Raw genomic sequence first — 18,380 nt, forward strand, 5'->3', positions numbered from 1 at the left:
CCCCGGTCCGTCAAGTCTGAAATCAGGGGTTGCGCCGAGCCGTGCGCTTCACCCCAGGTCGCCGATCGCGGCATCCAGCAACAGGAAGGCCCGGCCGGCATCGGATCCCAGAGCGGCCAGAACCGCCGCCCCGTCACGCCCGTGGCCTTCCAGAAGCCGCGCATATGAGCGGACGTAAAGCTCTGAGTCAGCGCGCAGATCCGTGTCGCTGATGACCCGTCGCGAAACGCTGCGGACGGCGGCCGGGGCGATGCGACGCACGATCTGACGGGCGCGCTCCGGGTCTCGGGCGGCGAAGGCCCCGGCGGCTTCCTCGACGCGGGACCGTGGAAGAAGGGCGTTGGGATCGACCCCCATGCGGCGGATCGCGGCCGTGATCCGATCCGCCATGGCCTCCGCCTCGGCGGGCGACGGGGCGGGGGCAGGGGCTGCGCCGCGAGCCTCCCGGCCGGATGCGGCGGGGCGTGGCGGCGGCTCGTCCCCGACCAGATCGCTCCAGCCCATGGGGCCGGCGTTGCCGCCGGCCGGGGCGCGGGGCGCCGGCCGGATGCTGAACTCGTCGCCGGTCGGCTCCAGCCGCAGTCGCCCGCGCAGGCCCGGTTCGGCGGCATCGCCGCCCCGGGTGGATCGTACCGGACGATCCTCGTCCGCCGGCGGCGGCGGGGAGGCGTCCCGGCGGCGCGAGGCGGCGGAATCGCCGGACACCACGCCCATCAGACGGACAGCCTCGGTCAGCATGTCGTAGTTGCGGCGCACGCGTTCCTGGAAGGCGATGTCGAGGGCCTCGGTGTCCTCGGCGGCCTTCCGGGACGCCGCAGCCAGGGCGGCCAGGCCGTTTTCGACAGTGGCCTGGACCTCGCCGGCGCGGCGACGGGCCTCGTCAGGCAGGCGCGCCGAACGCTCATCCATCTCGGTGACGGCGGTTTCGATCTCGGCCAGGGCGCGGGTCATCCGGTCCATGGTGCGTTCCAGTCGCTCGACCGCGCTTTCGCCGGCCACGTCGACCAGGTCGGCCGTCTGGGTGATGATCCGCCGGGCGCCGGCGATACGCTCATCGGCGGCCTGATCCGCCTTCTGGGCGGCGTCGAACAGGGCTTCTCCCAGTCGATCGACCCGCAACTGGGCCTCGCTGGAGGCTTCCATGGACTCGAGCCGCGCCTGTTCGGCGGTGGCCTGCATGGCGGCCAGGGCGCGTCGCGTTTCCTCGACCAGGGTGTCGCGGGCTTCGGCAGCCAGGGCCTCGAACCGGTCAAGAGCGACGCGGGTCGCGGAGTCAAAGCCGTCGGCCTCGCGCTGGGACATCTCCACCAGGGCCCGGAACTGGTCCGTGGCGGCCTCGACCAGTTCGCGAATCGATTCGGCCGAGCGGCTGGAGGTCTCGTCCAGGGCCCCGGCCGCGCTGCGTGTGGCGTCGAGCTGGGCGATCAACTGGGCGCGCTGGCTCTCGACCTGGGCCGAGAAATCCTCCTGTTCGGTGCGCAGGGCATAGGCGGCGGTGACCAGGGCGGCGCGTTGCTGACCCAGACCCTCCTCGACCGACTGAATCTGCTCCGTCACGCCCGAGCCCGCGTTCTCGAGCCGCAGGGTCTGGCGCGCCAGATCGTCGGCGGCCATGCGTGCGGCGTCCTGCGCCTCTCCGGCGGCGGCCGCCAGATCGGCGGCCCGGGCGGCCAGGGCAGCCTCGGCCTCGCGAAGCTGGGTCTGGGCCAGGTCCGAGGCGTCGACGATCATGCGGGACTGGCGCTCGACCGAATCGAGCACATTGCCGGACTGGGTATCCAGATGCAGACCCAGGGCCAGCATCTCTTCCCGTTCATGACCCAGCTGGTCCGTCAGCTTGCGGGCCATCACGCCGGCGGCGGCGGCGGCGTCGTTGAGCCGGGCGGTTTCCTCGGCGAGGGCGGCCCGCAGAAGGGTCATGTCGTGGCGGGCGCGCTCGGCGGCGAGACTGGCCTGGTCGATGTCGTGGCGCAGGGTCTGCAGCACCTCGCCGGTTTGCTGGGCCGCCAGGGCGGTGGGGGCGACCAGGGCCTCGGCCAGGCCACGGGCCCGGCGGGTTTCCGCCGCCAGTCCGGCGCCCTGTCTGACCGCATGGGCCAGAAGGATGGCCAGCCCGACCGGCGCCAGGGCCAGCAGGGCGTAGATGGCCATCCGCAACGGGTCGAGAGTGCTCCCTGCGGCGCCGAACTCATAGGCGGCCAGGGCGGCGACGCCGCCGACCCACAGGGCCGAGGCGAGGCCGGCGAGGGCATAGGCATGGCGGGCGGCGCCGGTGACCTCGGCCGCCTTGAGGGTTTGCCCCGCCGCCGGCGGCGAGACGGTCGCCGGCGGCGCTGGCGCGACATAGGGGGCGGGCGGCGCCTCGGCGCTCTGCGCGAACTCGATCGCGGCCCCGAAATCGGGGGTCGTCACGGGCGCGTCTTGCGGGGGCTCGACGATCTCGAGTGTCGCGCGCTGTTCGGCCTGACGTTGTTCCTCCTGCAGGCGACGCCGCCGCCGTTCGGACATCAGGCGTTCGGGCGGGGAGGACATCGCCGGATCTGCGGCGTCAGGCGCGGCCCCGGTCTCGTCGGCCGGCGTGGCGGGGCCAGCGTCCGTCACGACCTCCACGGGCTCCGGATCGGACAGATTGAGGGGCGGCCGCTGGCGGGATTTCATCAGGCGTCGTCTCGAACATTCGGGAGCCGGCGGCCGAAAGGCGCGGCGGGCGATTGACCCTAACCCCTCCGGTCGCGTCCGCAAAGACGCCGGGGCCGGATCAAATGAATTCGGGGGCCGGCAGGGAGACCGGAGGCGTCCTCGCTCAGCAGCGCGGGGCGGGCCGTTCGACGACCTGGATCTTGTCGTTCGCCACCGCGCAGTCGGAGATGCGATGCACCTCCCGCTCGGCCTTGGGCGAGGCCTCAAGGTTTACACCGAACTGGGACAGGCAGGCGGCGACCAGCAGGGCGATGAAACCGGCGAGCAGTTCGAACAACCCCTGCATCTGGAACCCCTCCCTGATTTCCCGCTCGTCCCACGGCGACCGGCCTCATGATGCCGGAAAATCGCTTCGCTTTCAATCCGGGGTCCGGGGGCGGGCGAATGTCGCTTTGCGGCGGGCCGCCGGCCGTGCACCATTGTCATGCTTCTGGATCAAAAGCGCGCGCATGTCCGACCCAGCCACCCCCGCCATCGCCGGCTATGCCGGCAGCCTGCTTGCGCCCGGAGAGACCGTGTGGCGGACCGAGACGGCTGACCGGCTGTCGGTGCTGATGGAGAACAAGGCCTATTTTGACGCCCTGTCGTCGTCGCTGGACAAGGCGCAGCGATCCATCGTCGTGCTGGGCTGGCAGTTCGATCCGCGCACCCGCCTGAATCCCGAGACCGGGATGGACGACCGCTCCACCGAGATCGGCCACAAGCTGAGAATGCTGGTGCGGACCCGGCCGGAACTGGATGTGCGGCTGCTGATCTGGCACTCGCCCCTGCTGATCGCGGCGTCCCAGGGCTTCTACCCCCACAAGGCCCAGAGGTGGTTCCGCAAGCGGATGGTGGAGTTCCGGCTGGATCAGCCCGGGCCGATCGGCGCCTGTCACCATCAGAAAGTCGTCATCATCGACGATGCGGTGGCGTTCTGCGGCGGCGGAGACATCTCGACCGACCGGTGGGATACAGAACAGCATCAGGACGGCGATCCGCGACGCTGTATGCCTTCAGGCGTCATAAGCGCGCCACGCCACGAGACCATGGCCGTCCTGTCGGGGCCCGCCGCACGCGCCCTGGGCGATCTGGCGCGCGAGCGATGGTTCCGCGCCACATGGGAGCGGACTGTGCCGGACGAGGTCCGCACCGACCCCTGGCCTGACGGGGTCGACGTGCAGATGCGGGACACGCCTGTCGGACTGGCCCGCACCGAGCCCCACACAAGGGGGCGGGCCGAGGTGCGCGAGAACGAACGGCTTCATCTGGAGTCCATTCGCCGGGCCCGCCGGCTGATCTATCTCGAGAACCAGTATTTCACCTCGCCCGCCATCGCCGCCGCCCTGGCCGCGCGGCTGGAGGAGCCGGACGGCCCGGAGGTCGTCCTGGTGTCGACCGGCAACAGTCCCAGCTGGTTCGACAAGATGACCATGGACACGGCCCGGTCCGAGGTGTTGTTCCGGCTGGAGGCCGCCGACCGCCACCACCGCTTCTCGGCCTTCGCCCCGCGCACGGCCCGGGGCCAGCGGATCATCATCCACGCCAAGGTGTCGGTCATCGATGACCAGTTGCTGCGGATCGGATCAACCAATCTGAACAATCGTTCGATGGGTCTGGACACCGAGTGCGACCTGGCCGTCGAACCGGGAACCGAGGCCGGGCGCGCCGTCATCCGCGACTTCCGGCATCACAGCATCGGACATTTCATCGGCGTGGATTCGGCGGCGTTCGCCGCGGCCGAGGCGTCGCTGGGTTCGGTCGGCAAGGCCATCACCAGTTTCGATACCGGGCGGATGGAGACCCTGGGCGCCGTGCCGCCGTCCAGCGTCGAACGGTTCATCGCCGAGTGGCAACTGGGCGACCCGTCATCGGCGGACAACGCCTGGCGGCCGTGGAAGCGGCGTAATCCGTCCCAGCGCCAGGCCGGCGGTGAGTTCAGCCGGCTGCGCGAGCGATAGGCCCGAACGACCGGGGCCGGCGGCTCAGGGCAGGATTTCGAAATCCACCACCAGCGGCAGGTGGTCCGACGCCGCCCGCGCGATCGGGGCATTCGGAACCGAGGCGCCGGTGATGCGGATATGCGGACTGACGAAGACGTGGTCGATGCGGATGGCGGCGAAGGACGAGGGGAAGGTCTTCAGACTGGGCTTCAGGCCCAGACGGCGCTGGGCGTCGTCCAGTTTCGCGGCGAGCACCTGATAGGGTCGGGTGATCGAGGTGGAGTTGAAGTCGCCGGTCAGCAGGACGGGGCCGACACAGTCGGGATGGCCGATCCAGTCCGGACCGACGAGCGCCTCGGCCTGCAGCCGTTGCTCATGCGGAACCAGACCGAGGTGGGTGTTGAAGACGTTCAGGGTGACGCCGTCTATCTCGATGGCCGCCCAGATGGCGCCGCGCGGCTCCAGCCCCGGGATGCCCCGCACCGTCGGCAGGGCGCCCTTGCGCACCAGACGCTCGGGAAGAGCGGTCAGCAGGGCGTCGCCATACTGTTCGGCCTCGACCGTCATGGCGGCGTTGAAATGCACGGACATCGACAGCCGGTCAGCGATCTCGAACGCCTGGTCGACATGGTCCGTGCGGGCGCGACCGACGTCCAGTTCCTGAAGGCAGACGATGTCGGGTTCCTGGTCGGCGATCACCGCCGCGATCCGCGCCACGTCCAGGCGTTTGTCGACGCCAAGGCAGCGGTGGACGTTGTAGGTCAGAAGACGGGGCATGGGATCCGGGAGCGGCGGACGATGGCCCGCTTCATGCGCCGCGATTGCGACAGGTGAAAGACCTTGCGGCGGTCGATCACATCTCGACCAGTCGGTTGGGCAGTTCGTCCGGGTTGCGCGGGCGCGGCGGAAAATGCTGTGCGAGGACCGCGCCGACCCGGAAGACGGCTGCCTCAAATCCGGCGGCGGGGTCGCCCCGGCGCATGGCGGCGGTCAGGTCCTCGACGGCCCCCGCCCAGACATCGCTGTCGACCTGATCGTGAATGCCCTTGTCGGCGACGACCTCGACCTGTCGCTCGGACAGGGCGGCGAAGATCATCACCCCCGTGCGGTCCCGGGTCATATGCAGGCCGTGAGCCATGAATTGGCGCAGGGCGGCCTTGCGCACACGGAACCGACGCAGGGCGGGCGGCGTCAGCAGCCGGCGGACGGGCGGCCAGCAGGCGATCAGGAAGACGATGATGAAGACCAGCGCCTGAAGCAGGGCATAGGCCGTCAGGGCTTTCGCCAGAACCGCATCACGCGCCGCCAGCTGGACGGCCTCCCAGCTGTCGGCCACGCCGGGCACCCAGGCGGGGTCGAACCCCAGGGGGATCAGCAGCATGGGGGCCGTCAGCGACGCGGCCGCCGCCCAGCCCAGCGACACGTCGCGATAGGCGGACACCTCGCGGGCCAGGACGCAGAAAATCTCTCCCGACGTCGCCTGTTCGGCCACGAGGATGGCGTGGGAGACGCGGGCGCTGTCCTCTGGAGACAGCACGCCCTGGGACACCGTCGAAATCACCATCCGCCCGATGCGCCTCCGCCGCCGAAACTGCCGCCGCCCCCGGAAAAGCCGCCGCCTCCGAAACCGCCCCCGCTGCTTCTGAAGCCCCCCCCGCCGCCCGACCGGGCGCCCTGGCGCAGGGCCTCGGCCGCGGTCCAGACGAGGATCGAACCCAGATCGCCGCGCCGTCTGCGCCCTCCGCCCGAGGCCGAACGCATCAGGCCGATGACGATGAAGACGAAGACCAGAAGCACCAGAAGGATCGGGCCGACGGGAAATTCAGCCGGTTCCGGCTCGATGCGGGCGGCCCGCGACGCCGCCTCGGCCGGATCAAGGGTCAGCTGGGTGATGATGGCGTCGACCCCGTCGCTGATGCCGCGCTCGAAGCCCCCGACCTTGAAGGCGGGAAGGATCCGGGTCTGGATGATATGGCTGGACATGGCGTCGGTCAGGACGGGCTCCAGGCCGTAGCCGACCTCGATCCGGACCTTGCGCTCATTGGGGGCGACGATCAGCAGGGCGCCGCTGTCGTTTTCGGACTGGCCGATGCCCCAGGCCCGGCCCAGCTGATAGCCATAGTCCTCGATCTCGCGATCCTGCAGGCTGGTCAGGGTGACGACGACCAGTTGATCCCCGGTCTGGCGTTCAAGCGCCTCGAGTTTGTCGTCAAGAGCCGCTTCGGCCGGCGCGGACAGAAGATGGGCCTGATCCACCACCCGCCCCGTCAGGGCCGGGAAGTCCGGCGTCGATTGCGACCAGGCCGGAACCGCCAGACCCAGCCACAGTCCCAGCAAGAGCAGCACAGGCCGGGCCGTCGTCCTCAGCGTGGCCGCCGGATGCCGGAGCGCCTGGGTCACTGCGAGGGCGCAGAACCGGGCGTCACGGCCGGGGCGCCGCCGCCGGGCGCGGCGGCCGGGGCGGGGCCGACATTGAAGGTCACGGTCGGCGCCGTCTGGGCCTCGGCCGAGGCGGTGAACAGCTGCATGTCCTTATTGCCCGACTGGAAGGTCTTGGCCCAGACGATCGAGGGGAAGGTGTGCAGGGTGGTGTTGTAGTCGCGGACGGCCTCGTTGTAGTCGCGCCGCGAGATGGTGATGCGGTTTTCGGTGCCTTCCAGCTGCGACTGCAGGTTCAGGAAATTCTGGTTGGACTGGATCTGCGGATAGGCCTCGACCGTGGCCAGCAGGCGCGACAGGGCGCCGGTCAACTGGCCCTGGGCGGCCTGATAGGCCTGGAAGGCGCCCGGGTCGCTGAGGGTGTCGGGGCTGATCTGCACGGAGGTGGCCTTCGACCGCGCCTCTATGACCTCGGTGAGGGTGGCGCGTTCGGCGATGGCGGCGCCCTGCACCGTGGCGACCAGATTGGGAATCAGGTCGGCGCGGCGCTGGTACTGGCTCTGGACGTCGGCCCAGGCGGCCTCGGCCCGTTCGCGCTTGGTCGGGATGGTGTTGTAGCCGCAGCCGGCGACGGCGGGGGCGACGGCGATGAGGGCGACGAAAGCCGTTGTGCGAGGCGAGATCCGGACCATGGTCGTCTTCCTGATGAAGCGCCCGGATGGGGCGACCGGCAGGACTATCAGACGCCGGCGGCGATGCGGCAAGCCTTCAGTGCGGCGTCGTTCAGGCCGCGAGCGTCTCTGCCTCCACGCCCCGGGCCCGGCAGGCGGCCATGTAGGTGTTGGCCAGCAGACAGGCGATGGTCATCGGACCGACGCCGCCGGGCACCGGGGTGATCGCCCCGGCCACAGCGGCGGCCTCGGCGAAGGCGACGTCCCCCACAAGCCGGGTTCGGCCCTCGGCGGCCTTGACCGGATCGGCCGAGGGGACGCGGTTGATGCCGACGTCGATGACGGTCGCGCCGGGCTTGATCCAGTCGCCGCGAATCATCTCCGGGCGACCGACGGCGGCGACGAGGATGTCGGCGGCGCGGCACAGGGCGGGCAGGTCGCGGCTGCGCGAATGCGCCACGGTGACGGTGCAGTTCTCGGCCAGAAGCAGCTGGGCCATCGGCTTGCCGACGATGTTCGAGCGGCCGACGATGACGGCGTTCAGCCCGGACAGGTCGCCCAGCGCATCCTTCAGCAGCATGACCGACCCCAACGGGGTGCAGGGCACGAGGCCGGGCTGGCCGACGGCCAGGCGGCCGGCGTTTACGACGTGGAAGCCGTCGACATCCTTGTCCGGATCGATCGCGTCGAGAACGGCGGCGGAATCGATGGCGGCGGGCAGGGGCAGCTGCACCAGAACGCCATGGATGCCGGTATCCGCGTTCAGTTCGCCGATCAGGGCCAGAAGTTCGTCCTGGGTCGTGGTCCCGGGCAGACGGTGGGTGTCCGAGCGCATGCCGGCGGCCAGGGTGCGCTCGCCCTTGTTGCGGACATAGACCTGGCTGGCCGGATCCTCGCCGACGATGACCACGGCCAGTCCCGGGACGAGGTCATGACGGGCCTTCAGCCTGGCCACGGCGGCGGATATGCGGTCCACCAGGGCGGCGGCGAAGGCCTTGCCGTCGATGGGGCGCGCCTGGAGGGGCGTTTCGGACATGGCGGGGCCTTCCGTCGGGTCTGGTTCAGTCAGGTTTCGTGCGGTCCGGGGCGATTTACAGACGTCACGGATCGGCGTCTATGTTGGCGGACGACCTTTCAGGAAACCTCGATGAACCGCTCTCTTCTCGCCGCCTCGATCAGCGCCCTGGCCCTCATGGCCGGGGGGACCGCCTGGGCCCAGGACTCGACGTTGACCTCATCGCCGGCGGCCGCGCCGCTGCGTATCGGCGGTCAGGTGTCGGCAGCTCTGGATGACTCCGATCCGACAGGCGGCCCTGAAGACGGCCCCTACCGCTACGAGGACTACAGCTTTGCATCCCCCGCCGGCGAACGACTTGAAGCGGTGCTGCGCGCCGATGAGTTCGACGCCTATCTGGAGGTGTTCAAGGCCTCGGACATGGAAAGCGCCGTGGCCGCCGATGATGACGGTCTGGGCGAAGGCACCCATTCGCGCCTGCGGTTCGTCACCCCCGAGGCCGGCGACTATGTGCTTCGGGCCCGGACCCTGGGCGGAACGGAGGGCGGCGCCTATACCCTGTCGCTGAACGCCCGCCCGCCGGCGCCCCGGGCTCCGCGTCCCACGGCCCTGCGCAAGGATGTCCCGGCCAGCGGCGCCCTTGGCGCGCGGGACCCCGAGTCCGATGAGGGCGCGCGATACGACGCCTATGCGGTTCGTCTGGGCGAGGGAGAGCGGGTGGCGGTGTCGCTGGATTCCGAGGCGTTCGATCCCGTGGTTCGCATCGGCCGAATGATGCGCGGTTCCTTCATCCAGCTGGCCGAGAACGACGACAGGCCAAGCGGAGGTCTCGGCTCGTGGCTGGTGTTCACCGCGCCGTCGGCCGGCGAATACGTCATCCGCGCCACAGGGCTCGCCGAGAGTTCGGAGGGCGCCTATACGCTGAAATTCACGGACGGGCCGCCGGCGCTCGCCGCCAAGCCCATCGAAATGGGCGGCGAGGCCGAAGGCGAACTGACGTCTGAAGACGGACTGAATGACGCCGGCCAGCGCGCCGACGCCTTCAGCTTCACCGCCACGGCCGGCCAGCGGGTCGAGATCACCCTCAACGCCACCGACTTCGACGCCTACCTCGAACTCTTCGCGCCCGACGGCCGAAGCCTCGGCGAGGACGACGACAGCGGCGACGAGGGCACGAATTCGCGTCTGGTCCGCACCCTGGCGGAGGCCGGGACCTATACGGTGCAGGCCCGGTCCCTGGGCGGCGAGGAGGGGCGCGGCCCCTATACGCTGAAGATCGTTGAGGCGGCGCCGATCCCGGATCCGACGGACATCGCCTTCGGCCAGACGCTGCAAGGCGAGATCAAGACCGACGGGCCGCGCGACAATGAGGGCCGCAGCTATGTCGCCTATCGGTTCGAGGGCGTCGAGGGCGCGCGCGTCCAGGCCATTGTGCGGTCGGGCGATTTCGACGCCTTCGTGCAACTGGGTCGGCCCGGCGGCGACTGGGAAGTCCTCGCCAGCGACGACGACGGCCTGGGCGAGGGCACCGATTCGCGGCTGACGTTTAAACTGCCGGAAACCGGCGCCTATGAACTCCGCGCCTCGCCGCTGGGCAATGAGGAGAAGGGCCTGTTCTCGATCGAGCTTCTGGACAAGGGCCCCCAGCCCCTGCCGGGCAGCATACTGGTCGGCGCGACCGCGCGCGGGGCCCTGACGGACAATGACGCCCTGACGGACGAGGGCATGTTCTATGACGCCTACCGGGTTCAGGCGGCGGCGGGTGAAAAGCTGAATGTCACTCTTGTATCCAACGACTTCGACGCGTTTCTGGATATCGGGCGCGAGAAGACGGATGGCTCATTCGAGAGCCTCGCCACCGACGACGACAGTCTGTCGGACACCCATGCCAAGGTCGACTGGACGGTGGAGCGGGCCGGGACCTATGTGATCCGCGCCCGCAGCTTCGACGCCAGCCAGACCGGCGCCTATACGCTGACGGTCGAACGCAAGCCCTGATCGCCGGCTGCCGGGCCGGCCCGTCTGTCGTTCGGGTTCAGACCCCGGAGGGCAGCAACGGGCCGGCGAAGGCCCGATAGCGGCCCGCGCTGACCCCGGCGGTGGCGCGGGCGATGTCGGGGGCGAAATAGTGATCCTCGGCATAGGCGGCGGCGGCCTCGCGCACGATCGCCAGCACCTGTTCCAGAGCCGGCGAACTGGTCAGGGGGCGATGGAATTCGATGCCCTGGGCGGCGGCCAGCAATTCGATGCCGACCACGGTCGCCGTGTTCCCGGCCATGTCCAGCAGTCGCCGCGCGCCGTGGGTGGCCATGGAGACATGGTCCTCCTGATTGGCGGAGGTCGGCACTGTGTCGATGCTGCAGGGGTGGGCCACCATCCGGTTCTCGGCGACGAGGGCGGCGGCGGTGACCTGGGCGATCATGAAGCCGGAGTTCAGGCCCGATGCCCGGACGAGGAAGGCGGGCAGATCGCTCATCTTCGGATCGACCAGGATGGCGGTGCGGCGCTCGGAGATATTGCCGATTTCGCACAGGGCCATGGCGATCATATCGGCCGCAAAGGCGACGGGTTCCGCGTGGAAGTTTCCGCCGGAGATGACGTCCCCGTCCTCGATGAAGACCAGGGGATTGTCGGTGACGGCATTGGCCTCGCGCTCCAGCGTGGCGGCGGCCTGTGTCAGCACGTCGAGCACGGCGCCCATGACCTGGGGCTGGCAGCGCAGGGAATAGGGGTCCTGCACCTTGGCGCAGTCGTGGCGGTGGCTGTCGCGGATAGCCGAGCCGGCCATCAGCTCGCGCAGGCGGGCGGCGACGGCGATCTGGCCGGGCTGGCCGCGCAAGAGCTGGATGCGGGCGTCGAACGGGGCGTCGGACCCCTTGAGCGCGTCCACCGACAGGGCCCCGGCGGCGATCCCGGCGGCGAAGGCGGCCTCGGCGGCGAACAGGCCGGCGAGGGCGAGGGCGGTCGAGCACTGGGTGCCGTTGAGGAGGGCGAGGCCCTCCTTGGGGCCGAGGGTCAGGGGCGTCAGGCCGACGCGGGCGAGGGCGGCCTCGGCGGGCAGGGTCTCGCCGCTATGGCGGGCCTCGCCGACGCCGATCAGGACGCAGGACATATGGGCCAGGGGGGCGAGGTCGCCCGAGGCGCCGACCGAGCCCTTGGACGGGATACAGGGCAGGACGTCCGCGTTGACCAGGGCGATCAGGGCCTCGAGCGTCTCGCGCCGGATGCCCGAGGCGCCTTTCGAAAGGGAGGCGATCTTCAGCACCATCAGCAGGCGGACGACGTCGTCGGGCAGCAGGGCGCCGACGCCGCAGGCGTGGCTGAGCACGAGGTTCTTCTGAAGGGTTTCAAGATCTTCAGTGGCGATACTGGTGTTGGCCAGCAGGCCGAAGCCGGTGTTGACGCCATAGACGGTGCGGCCCTCGGCCACGATGGCCGCCACGACAGCCGCACCGCGCTCGACGGCGGTCCAGGCGTCGGGGGCGAGGGCGACGGTGGCGGGCGCTTCGAGGACGGCCCGGAGCTGGGCGAGGGTGAGGGGGGACTGGCCGAGGGTGAGGGTCATGGGGTGGTCCAAAATCAGATCCCTCTCCCGGCGGGAGAGGGCTTGAGCGCACGAGCGCGAAGCGGTCGTTCTGGCGCGAAAGGGGGAGGGGCTGAGGTGCGAGATGAGGGGCGCCGTGACCCCTCACCCGACCGCGCCAGGACGACGCCCCGGATCAAGTCCGGGACGCCGTGCGCGGTCTCCCTCTCCCGCCGGGAGAGGGTCACGTGATGCCCGGCAGGTTGAGCCCGTGTTCGCGCGCGGCCTCCTTCGCGATCTCATACCCCGCGTCAGCGTGGCGCATGACGCCGGTGGCGGGATCGTTCCACAGCACCCGTTCCAGCCGTTTCGCCGCCTCGGGCGTGCCGTCGGCGACGATGACCACTCCGGAGTGCTGGCTGTAGCCCATGCCGACCCCGCCGCCATGGTGAAGCGACACCCAGCTGGCCCCTGAAGCCGTGTTCAACAGGGCGTTCAGCAGCGGCCAGTCGGAGACGGCGTCCGAGCCGTCCATCATGGATTCCGTCTCGCGGTTGGGGCTCGCGACCGAGCCGGAGTCGAGGTGGTCGCGGCCGATGACGATGGGGCCGGACAATTCTCCGGACGCCACCATCGCGTTGAACATCAGGCCGGCGCGATGGCGGTCGCCGAGGCCGATCCAGCAGATGCGGGCGGGCAGGCCCTGGAAGGCGATCCGCTCGCCAGCCATGTCGAGCCAGCGGTGCAGGCCGGCGTTGTCCGGGAACAGGGTCTTCATCGCCGCGTCGGTCTTGCGGATGTCCTTCGGATCGCCGGTCAGGGCGGCCCAGCGGAAGGGGCCGATGCCGCGGCAGAACAGGGGGCGGATATAGGCGGGGACAAAGCCGGGGAAGTCGAAGGCGTTCTTCACGCCCGCGTCGAAGGCGACCTGGCGGATGTTGTTGCCGTAGTCGACGACGGCGACGCCAGCGGACTGGAAGTCCAGCATGGCCTGCACATGGACGGCGCAGGAGGCGCGGGCCGCGGCCTCGACGGCGGCGGGGTCGGAGACGCGTTTGTCCTCCCATTCGGCGACGGTCCAGCCTTGCGGCAGATAGCCGTTGACGAGGTCGTGGGCGCTGGTCTGGTCGGTGACCAGATCGGGGCGCACGCCGCGCCGGACCAGTTCAGGCAGAACATCCGCTGCATTGCCCAACAGGCCCACGGATATGGCTTTTCCGTCCGACTTCGCCTTGTCCAGAAGCGCCAAAGCCTCATCCAGCGTCTCGGCCATGACGTCGAGGTAGCGAGTCTTCAGGCGCATCTCGATCCGGCTGCGCTGGCATTCGACGGCGAGGCAGGAGGCGCCGGCCATGGTGGCGGCCAGCGGCTGGGCCCCGCCCATGCCGCCGAGGCCGGCGGTCAGAATCCAGCGGCCCGACCAGTCGCCGCCATAGTGCTGGCGCCCGGCCTCCATGAAGGTCTCGTACGTCCCCTGAACGATGCCCTGGGTGCCGATGTAGATCCACGAGCCGGCCGTCATCTGGCCGTACATCATCAGACCCTTGCGATCGAGCGCGTTGAAATGCGCCCAGGTCGCCCATTTGGGCACCAGGTTGGAGTTGGCGATCAGGACGCGCGGGGCGTCGGCGTGGGTGCGGAAGACGCCGACGGGCTTGCCGGACTGCACCAGCAGGGTCTGGTCGGATTCGAGATTGCGCAGTTCGTGGACGATGCGGTCGAACGACGGCCAGTCGCGCGCGGCCTTGCCGATGCCGCCGTAGACGACGAGATCCTCGGGCCGTTCGGCCACCTCGGGATCGAGGTTGTTCATCAGCATCCGCAGGGCGGCCTCGGCAGCCCAGTTCTTCGCCGTCATCTCGAGACCGCGGGGGCTGCGGATGACGCGGGTGTTGGGGGTCGTCTCGGTCATGGGGCGGTCCGCTGGGCGTGGGCGAAGTCGAGGCAGGCGGTCAGGACGTCGCCCAGATGGGCTTGCATTTCGGCGGCGTATCCGGCGTCCCAGGGCGAGGGCCAACTTGCCTCATCCAGGGGGCCGGACGGGTCGAGCATGTAGCCGCGATCGGCGAGCTCCATCTGGATCGCATGTCGGCCCAGCGAGGGCTGTCCGTAGGCGCGGGTGGTCCAGCCGCCCTTGAAGCGGCCGTTGACGACATGGCTGAGGCCGGTGACGGCGCAGGCCGCCTCGACCCTCGTGGTCAGGGCCGGATCGCAGGTCCGGCCGTCGTTGTCGCCGATGTTGAACTGCGGCAGTTCGCCCTCGAACAGGCGCGGCACGACCGAGCGGATCGAATGGGCGTCATAGAGGACGACCGGCCCGGTCGCGCCCAGCCGGTCCAGCTGGCGCCCCAGGGCGGCATGATAGGGATCGAAGAACAGGGCGCGGCGGCGGTCGATTTCGGCCTGATCCGGCGCCTGACCCGGCCGGTACAGGGGCTCGCCGTCAAAGGTCTCGGTGGGACACAGGCCGGTGGTGGTCATGCCCGGATAGAGGGAGGCGCCGGACGGGTCGCGGTTGACGTCGATGACGCTGCGGCTGATTCCGGTGCGCACAAGGGTGGCGTCCAGATCTTCGGCGAAGGCATACAGCCGGTCCACCCACCAGTCGGCGTCCTTGCGCGACCGCCACAGCGAGACCATCGTGGCGGCGATGTCGTCGGGGATGTCGGTTCCGGTATGGGGCAGGCCGATCACCAGCGGCGCCCGGCCCTCGCGGACGGTGAGCCAGTCCTGATCCGCCATGTCCGCCTCCTCGCCGTCCTGATCGACTGTGGTCAAATCGCCTCTGGTATGTATAGACATATTGATCGCAACCCTGTGGGATTGTCCAGTGCCGCCTTCGCCCTCCGAGACCCGGAAGCTGTGGTTCGATCAGGCCCTGCTGCCGTCGGGCTGGGCCCGGTCGGTCAGGCTGACGCTGGCGGACGGCTGTATTGCCGGCGTCGAGTCGGGGGCGGTGCGCGCGGCGCATGAGGTCGATCACGGAGCGGCCCTGCCGGGGATCGCCGATGTCCACAGCCATGCGTTTCAGCGGGCCATGGCGGGGCTGACCGAGGGGCGCGGTCCCGGGGGCGCGGGCGGCGAACGCGACGACTTCTGGTCCTGGCGCGCCCTGATGTACCAGTTTCTGGATCGCGGCGGGCCGGAGGAGATCGAGGCGATCACCGCATACGCCTTCATGGAGATGCTGGAGGGCGGCTTCACCCGGATCGCCGAGTTCCACTATCTGCACAATGACCCGAATGGCCGCAGTTACGCCGACCCTGCCGAGCTGTCGGCGCGGGTCACAGCGGCGGCAGAGGCGACGGGGATCGGCCTGACCCTGATGCCGGTCTTCTATGCCCATGCGACGTTCGGCGGCGCCGAGCCGACCCATGGCCAGCGTCGGTTCGTCACCGATCTGGACCGGTTCGCCGGTCTGGTGGAGCGGGCCAGGGGGCTGACGGCCGCCCTGCCGGACGCCGTCGTCGGGGTCGCCCCGCACAGTCTGCGCGCCGTGACGCCGGACGAACTGGCGGCCATGCCCGGTCTGGCCCGCGGCGGGCCGGTGCATATCCACGTCGCCGAACAGACGAAGGAGGTCGAGGACTGTCTGGCCTGGTCCGGGGCGCGGCCGGTTGAATGGCTGCTGGACCATGCGCCGGTCGATCCGCGCTGGTGCCTGATCCATGCGACCCATGTGACGGAGGCCGAATGGCGGGGCGTTGTCGATCGCGGCGCGGTCGTCGGCCTGTGTCCGGTGACCGAGGCCAATCTGGGCGATGGCGTGTTTCCGGCCGCCGCCTATGCCGAGGCGGGCGGACGGTTCGGCATAGGCACGGATTCCAATGTCCAGATCGGCCTGTCCGAGGAACTGCGGATGCTCGAATACAGCCAGCGCCTGGCCCTGAGGGGCCGCGCCGTCATGGCGGACGCGGACCGCTCCACTGGCCGCGCCCTGTTCGACCGGGCGCTCGCGGGCGGGGCCCAGGCGTGCGGCGTGGCGGCGGGCGGGATCGAGGTCGGCGCGCCGGCCGATATCCTGGCCCTGGACACGGACCGGATCGGCTTTGTGGGGCGCAGCGGGGATGCGGTGCTGGACAGCTGGATCTTCGGCGGCGACCGGTCGGCGCTGCGCTCGGTCTGGCGACGGGGGCGCCGGGTCGTGGCGGACGGTCGCCATGTGGCGCGCGAGGCGCTGGAGATGCGGTTCCGGCGGGCGCTGGCGACGGTTCTGGCCGCATGAACGCCCCCTTCACCCTGCACCGGCGGATCTACGCCGATCTGGAGGCGCGCATCCTGTCCGGCGACTGGGCGCCGGGGGAGCGCATCCCGTTCGAACATGAACTGACCCTCCGCTACGACTGTTCGCGGATGACGGTGAACAAGGCGATCTCGGAACTGGCCGAGCGGGGTCTGGTGACCCGCCGCCGACGGGCCGGGACCTTCGTCGCCCAGCCGCGCGCCCAGTCGGCCGTGCTGGCCATCCCCGACCTGAAGGCCGAGGTCGAGGCGCGGGGACAGGCCTATGGCTATGCGCTGCTGGCGCGCCGGGTGCGCCAGCCCGCCAGCGACGAGGAATACGAGCTGGCGTCGGGCCAGCCGCTGATCGACCTGAAATGCCTGCACAGCGCCGACGCCTCGCCGCTGGCGCTGGAGCGCCGGATCATTTCGCTGGCCGTCACGCCGCAAGCCGGGGCGGCGGATTTCGAGACCCAGCCGCCGGGTGGATGGCTGCTTGAGGTCGCCCCCTGGACCGAGGCCGAGCATCGGATCAGCGCTGTCGCCTGCGACGCGCCGGACGCGCGGGATCTGCGGCTCAAGCCCGGAGCGCCCTGTTTGTCGGTCGAGCGGCAGACCTGGCGGGATGGTCGGCCGGTGACCCGGGTCTCGCTGCTGTTTCCCGGCGACCGTTACGATCTGGTGGCGCGGTTCTCGCCGTCGCGGGGGGAGGGGCGATGACGGCGGACCGGCTGCTGCTCGACTGCCATGTCGCGACGATGGAGGCCGGCGGCGCGGCCTATGGCGCCGTCGAGGATGCGGCGATCCTGATCACTGACGGCCGGATCGACTGGGTCGGGCCCCGCGCGGACTTGCCGACCACAGAGGCCCGCGAGACCGATCGTCTGGATGGCCGCTGGGTCACGCCCGGACTGATCGACTGCCACACCCACCTCGTGTTCGGCGGCGACCGGTCGGGCGAGTTCGAGCAGAGGCTGAACGGCGCGACCTATGAGGAGATCGCGCGAGCGGGCGGCGGCATCGTCTCGTCGGTGACGGCGACCCGGGCGGCGTCGGAGGACGAGCTCCATGCCTCGGCCCTGATGCGGCTGGAGGGGCTGAAGGCGACCGGGGTCACCACGGTGGAGATCAAGTCGGGCTACGGCCTCGATCTCGACAGCGAGCTGAAGATGCTGCGCGTGGCGCGGCGGCTGGGCCGGGAGGCCGGGGTGCGGGTGCGGACCTCCTATCTGGGACTGCACGCCGTGCCGCCCGAGTTTCGCGGGAGCGAGGCCGATCGCACCGCCTATGTCGACCTGGCCATCGACGCCATCCTGCCGACGGCCCATGCCGAAGGTCTGGTGGACGCCGTTGACGCCTATTGCGAGCCCATCGCCTTTTCGGTCGAGGAGGCAGCGCGCCTGTTCGACAAGGCGAAGTCGCTGGGCCTGCCGGTCAAGCTGCATGCGGACCAGCTTTCGGACGGGGGCGGGGCGGCTCTGGCGGCGCGCTACGGCGCCCTGTCGGCCGACCATATCGAACACACGAGCGAGGCGGGGGTCAGGGCCATGGCGGGGGCGGGAGTCGTGGCGGTCCTGCTGCCCGGGGCCTATCTGATGCTGCGGGAGACGACGCCGCCTCCGGTGGGCCTGCTGCGGGCGCATGGCGTGGCGATGGCGGTGGCGACCGACTGCAACCCCGGCACCTCGCCGCTGGCCTCCATGACGGCGGCGCTTACTCTCGCCTGTGTGCAATTCCGGCTTACGCCTGAGGAAGCCCTGGCCGGAGCGACGCGCCATGCCGCCCGGGCCCTGGGTCTTTCAGGGACCGTCGGCCTGATCTCGGCGGGCAAGGCGGCCGATCTGGCGGTGTGGGATATCCGTCGACCTGCGGAGCTCTGCTACTGGCTGGGCGCCCCGCTGCTGCACCGACGGTACGTCGCCGGCGAGGCGGGCTGAAATGGTTGGCTG

15 protein-coding genes are annotated in these 18,380 nt (G+C 70.2%); 5 read left to right on the forward strand and 10 right to left on the reverse strand.

Annotation, left to right across the window (positions count from 1 at the left end):
- Positions 1-48: 48 nt before the first annotated feature.
- The gene (locus ACW17W_RS06690; protein ID WP_492079975.1) at positions 49-2,658 is read right to left on the reverse strand and encodes a tipN; all 2,610 of its coding nucleotides are present in this window, start codon (positions 2,656-2,658) and stop codon (positions 49-51) included.
- Positions 2,659-2,803: 145 nt separating this feature from the next.
- Positions 2,804-2,986 (reverse strand): hypothetical protein, encoded by a 183-nt coding sequence (locus ACW17W_RS06695; RefSeq protein ID WP_492079976.1) that lies wholly within the window; start codon positions 2,984-2,986, stop codon positions 2,804-2,806.
- A gap of 163 nt (positions 2,987-3,149) precedes the next feature.
- Here ACW17W_RS06695 and ACW17W_RS06700 point away from each other — a divergent pair, with 163 nt between their 5' ends.
- Positions 3,150-4,640: a phospholipase D-like domain-containing protein gene (locus tag ACW17W_RS06700; protein ID WP_492079977.1), complete on the forward strand. Its 1,491-nt coding sequence runs from the start codon at positions 3,150-3,152 to the stop codon at positions 4,638-4,640.
- A 24-nt stretch (positions 4,641-4,664) separates the two neighbouring features.
- Here ACW17W_RS06700 and ACW17W_RS06705 read toward each other — a convergent pair whose 3' ends face one another.
- The 5 genes from ACW17W_RS06705 to folD form a co-directional block, all read right to left on the reverse strand.
- Positions 4,665-5,399 (reverse strand): endonuclease/exonuclease/phosphatase family protein, encoded by a 735-nt coding sequence (locus ACW17W_RS06705; protein ID WP_492079978.1) that lies wholly within the window; start codon positions 5,397-5,399, stop codon positions 4,665-4,667.
- Between the two features lie 76 nt (positions 5,400-5,475).
- Positions 5,476-6,186, reverse strand: coding sequence for a TPM domain-containing protein (locus ACW17W_RS06710; RefSeq protein ID WP_492079979.1), 711 nt, complete (start codon positions 6,184-6,186; stop codon positions 5,476-5,478).
- Positions 6,180-7,022 (reverse strand): TPM domain-containing protein, encoded by an 843-nt coding sequence (locus ACW17W_RS06715; protein WP_492079980.1) that lies wholly within the window; start codon positions 7,020-7,022, stop codon positions 6,180-6,182. Before ACW17W_RS06715 ends, ACW17W_RS06710 begins: the two co-directional genes overlap by 7 nt.
- Positions 7,019-7,693, reverse strand: coding sequence for a LemA family protein (locus tag ACW17W_RS06720; protein ID WP_492079981.1), 675 nt, complete (start codon positions 7,691-7,693; stop codon positions 7,019-7,021). The genes ACW17W_RS06715 and ACW17W_RS06720 overlap by 4 nt, the downstream gene beginning before the upstream one ends.
- Positions 7,694-7,784: 91 nt before the next feature.
- A complete protein-coding gene (gene folD, locus ACW17W_RS06725; RefSeq protein ID WP_492079982.1) occupies positions 7,785-8,708 on the reverse strand; it encodes a bifunctional methylenetetrahydrofolate dehydrogenase/methenyltetrahydrofolate cyclohydrolase FolD in 924 nt (307 codons plus the stop codon).
- 111 nt (positions 8,709-8,819) lie between these two features.
- Here folD and ACW17W_RS06730 point away from each other — a divergent pair, with 111 nt between their 5' ends.
- Entirely contained in the window at positions 8,820-10,685 is a 1,866-nt protein-coding gene (locus tag ACW17W_RS06730; RefSeq protein WP_492079983.1) for a PPC domain-containing protein, read from the forward strand.
- Positions 10,686-10,722: 37 nt separating this feature from the next.
- Here the strand turns inward: ACW17W_RS06730 and hutH are convergent, their stop codons facing one another.
- The 3 genes from hutH to hutG all read right to left on the reverse strand — a co-directional run bounded on the left by hutH (position 10,723) and on the right by hutG (position 14,988).
- The gene (gene hutH, locus ACW17W_RS06735; RefSeq protein WP_492079984.1) at positions 10,723-12,252 is read right to left on the reverse strand and encodes a histidine ammonia-lyase; all 1,530 of its coding nucleotides are present in this window, start codon (positions 12,250-12,252) and stop codon (positions 10,723-10,725) included.
- 202 nt (positions 12,253-12,454) lie between these two features.
- Entirely contained in the window at positions 12,455-14,122 is a 1,668-nt protein-coding gene (gene hutU, locus ACW17W_RS06740; protein WP_492079985.1) for a urocanate hydratase, read from the reverse strand.
- Entirely contained in the window at positions 14,119-14,988 is an 870-nt protein-coding gene (gene hutG, locus ACW17W_RS06745; protein WP_492079986.1) for an N-formylglutamate deformylase, read from the reverse strand. Before hutG ends, hutU begins: the two co-directional genes overlap by 4 nt.
- Positions 14,989-15,040: 52 nt before the next feature.
- On the opposite strand from hutG, the gene ACW17W_RS06750 reads away from it, so the two are divergent.
- Genes ACW17W_RS06750 through hutI form a run of 3 tightly spaced genes read left to right on the forward strand, consistent with a single transcriptional unit; the run spans position 15,041 to position 18,368 of the window.
- The gene (locus tag ACW17W_RS06750; RefSeq protein WP_492079987.1) at positions 15,041-16,435 is read left to right on the forward strand and encodes a formimidoylglutamate deiminase; all 1,395 of its coding nucleotides are present in this window, start codon (positions 15,041-15,043) and stop codon (positions 16,433-16,435) included.
- Positions 16,432-17,151, forward strand: a complete 720-nt coding sequence (hutC, locus tag ACW17W_RS06755; RefSeq protein WP_492079988.1) for a histidine utilization transcriptional repressor HutC — start codon at positions 16,432-16,434, stop codon at positions 17,149-17,151. The genes ACW17W_RS06750 and hutC overlap by 4 nt, the downstream gene beginning before the upstream one ends.
- Positions 17,148-18,368, forward strand: a complete 1,221-nt coding sequence (gene hutI, locus ACW17W_RS06760) for an imidazolonepropionase (RefSeq protein WP_492079989.1) — start codon at positions 17,148-17,150, stop codon at positions 18,366-18,368. Before hutC ends, hutI begins: the two co-directional genes overlap by 4 nt.
- Positions 18,369-18,380 lie beyond the last annotated feature (12 nt).

The sequence above is a fragment of the Brevundimonas sp. FV1ye29L genome (genome assembly GCF_058681095.1).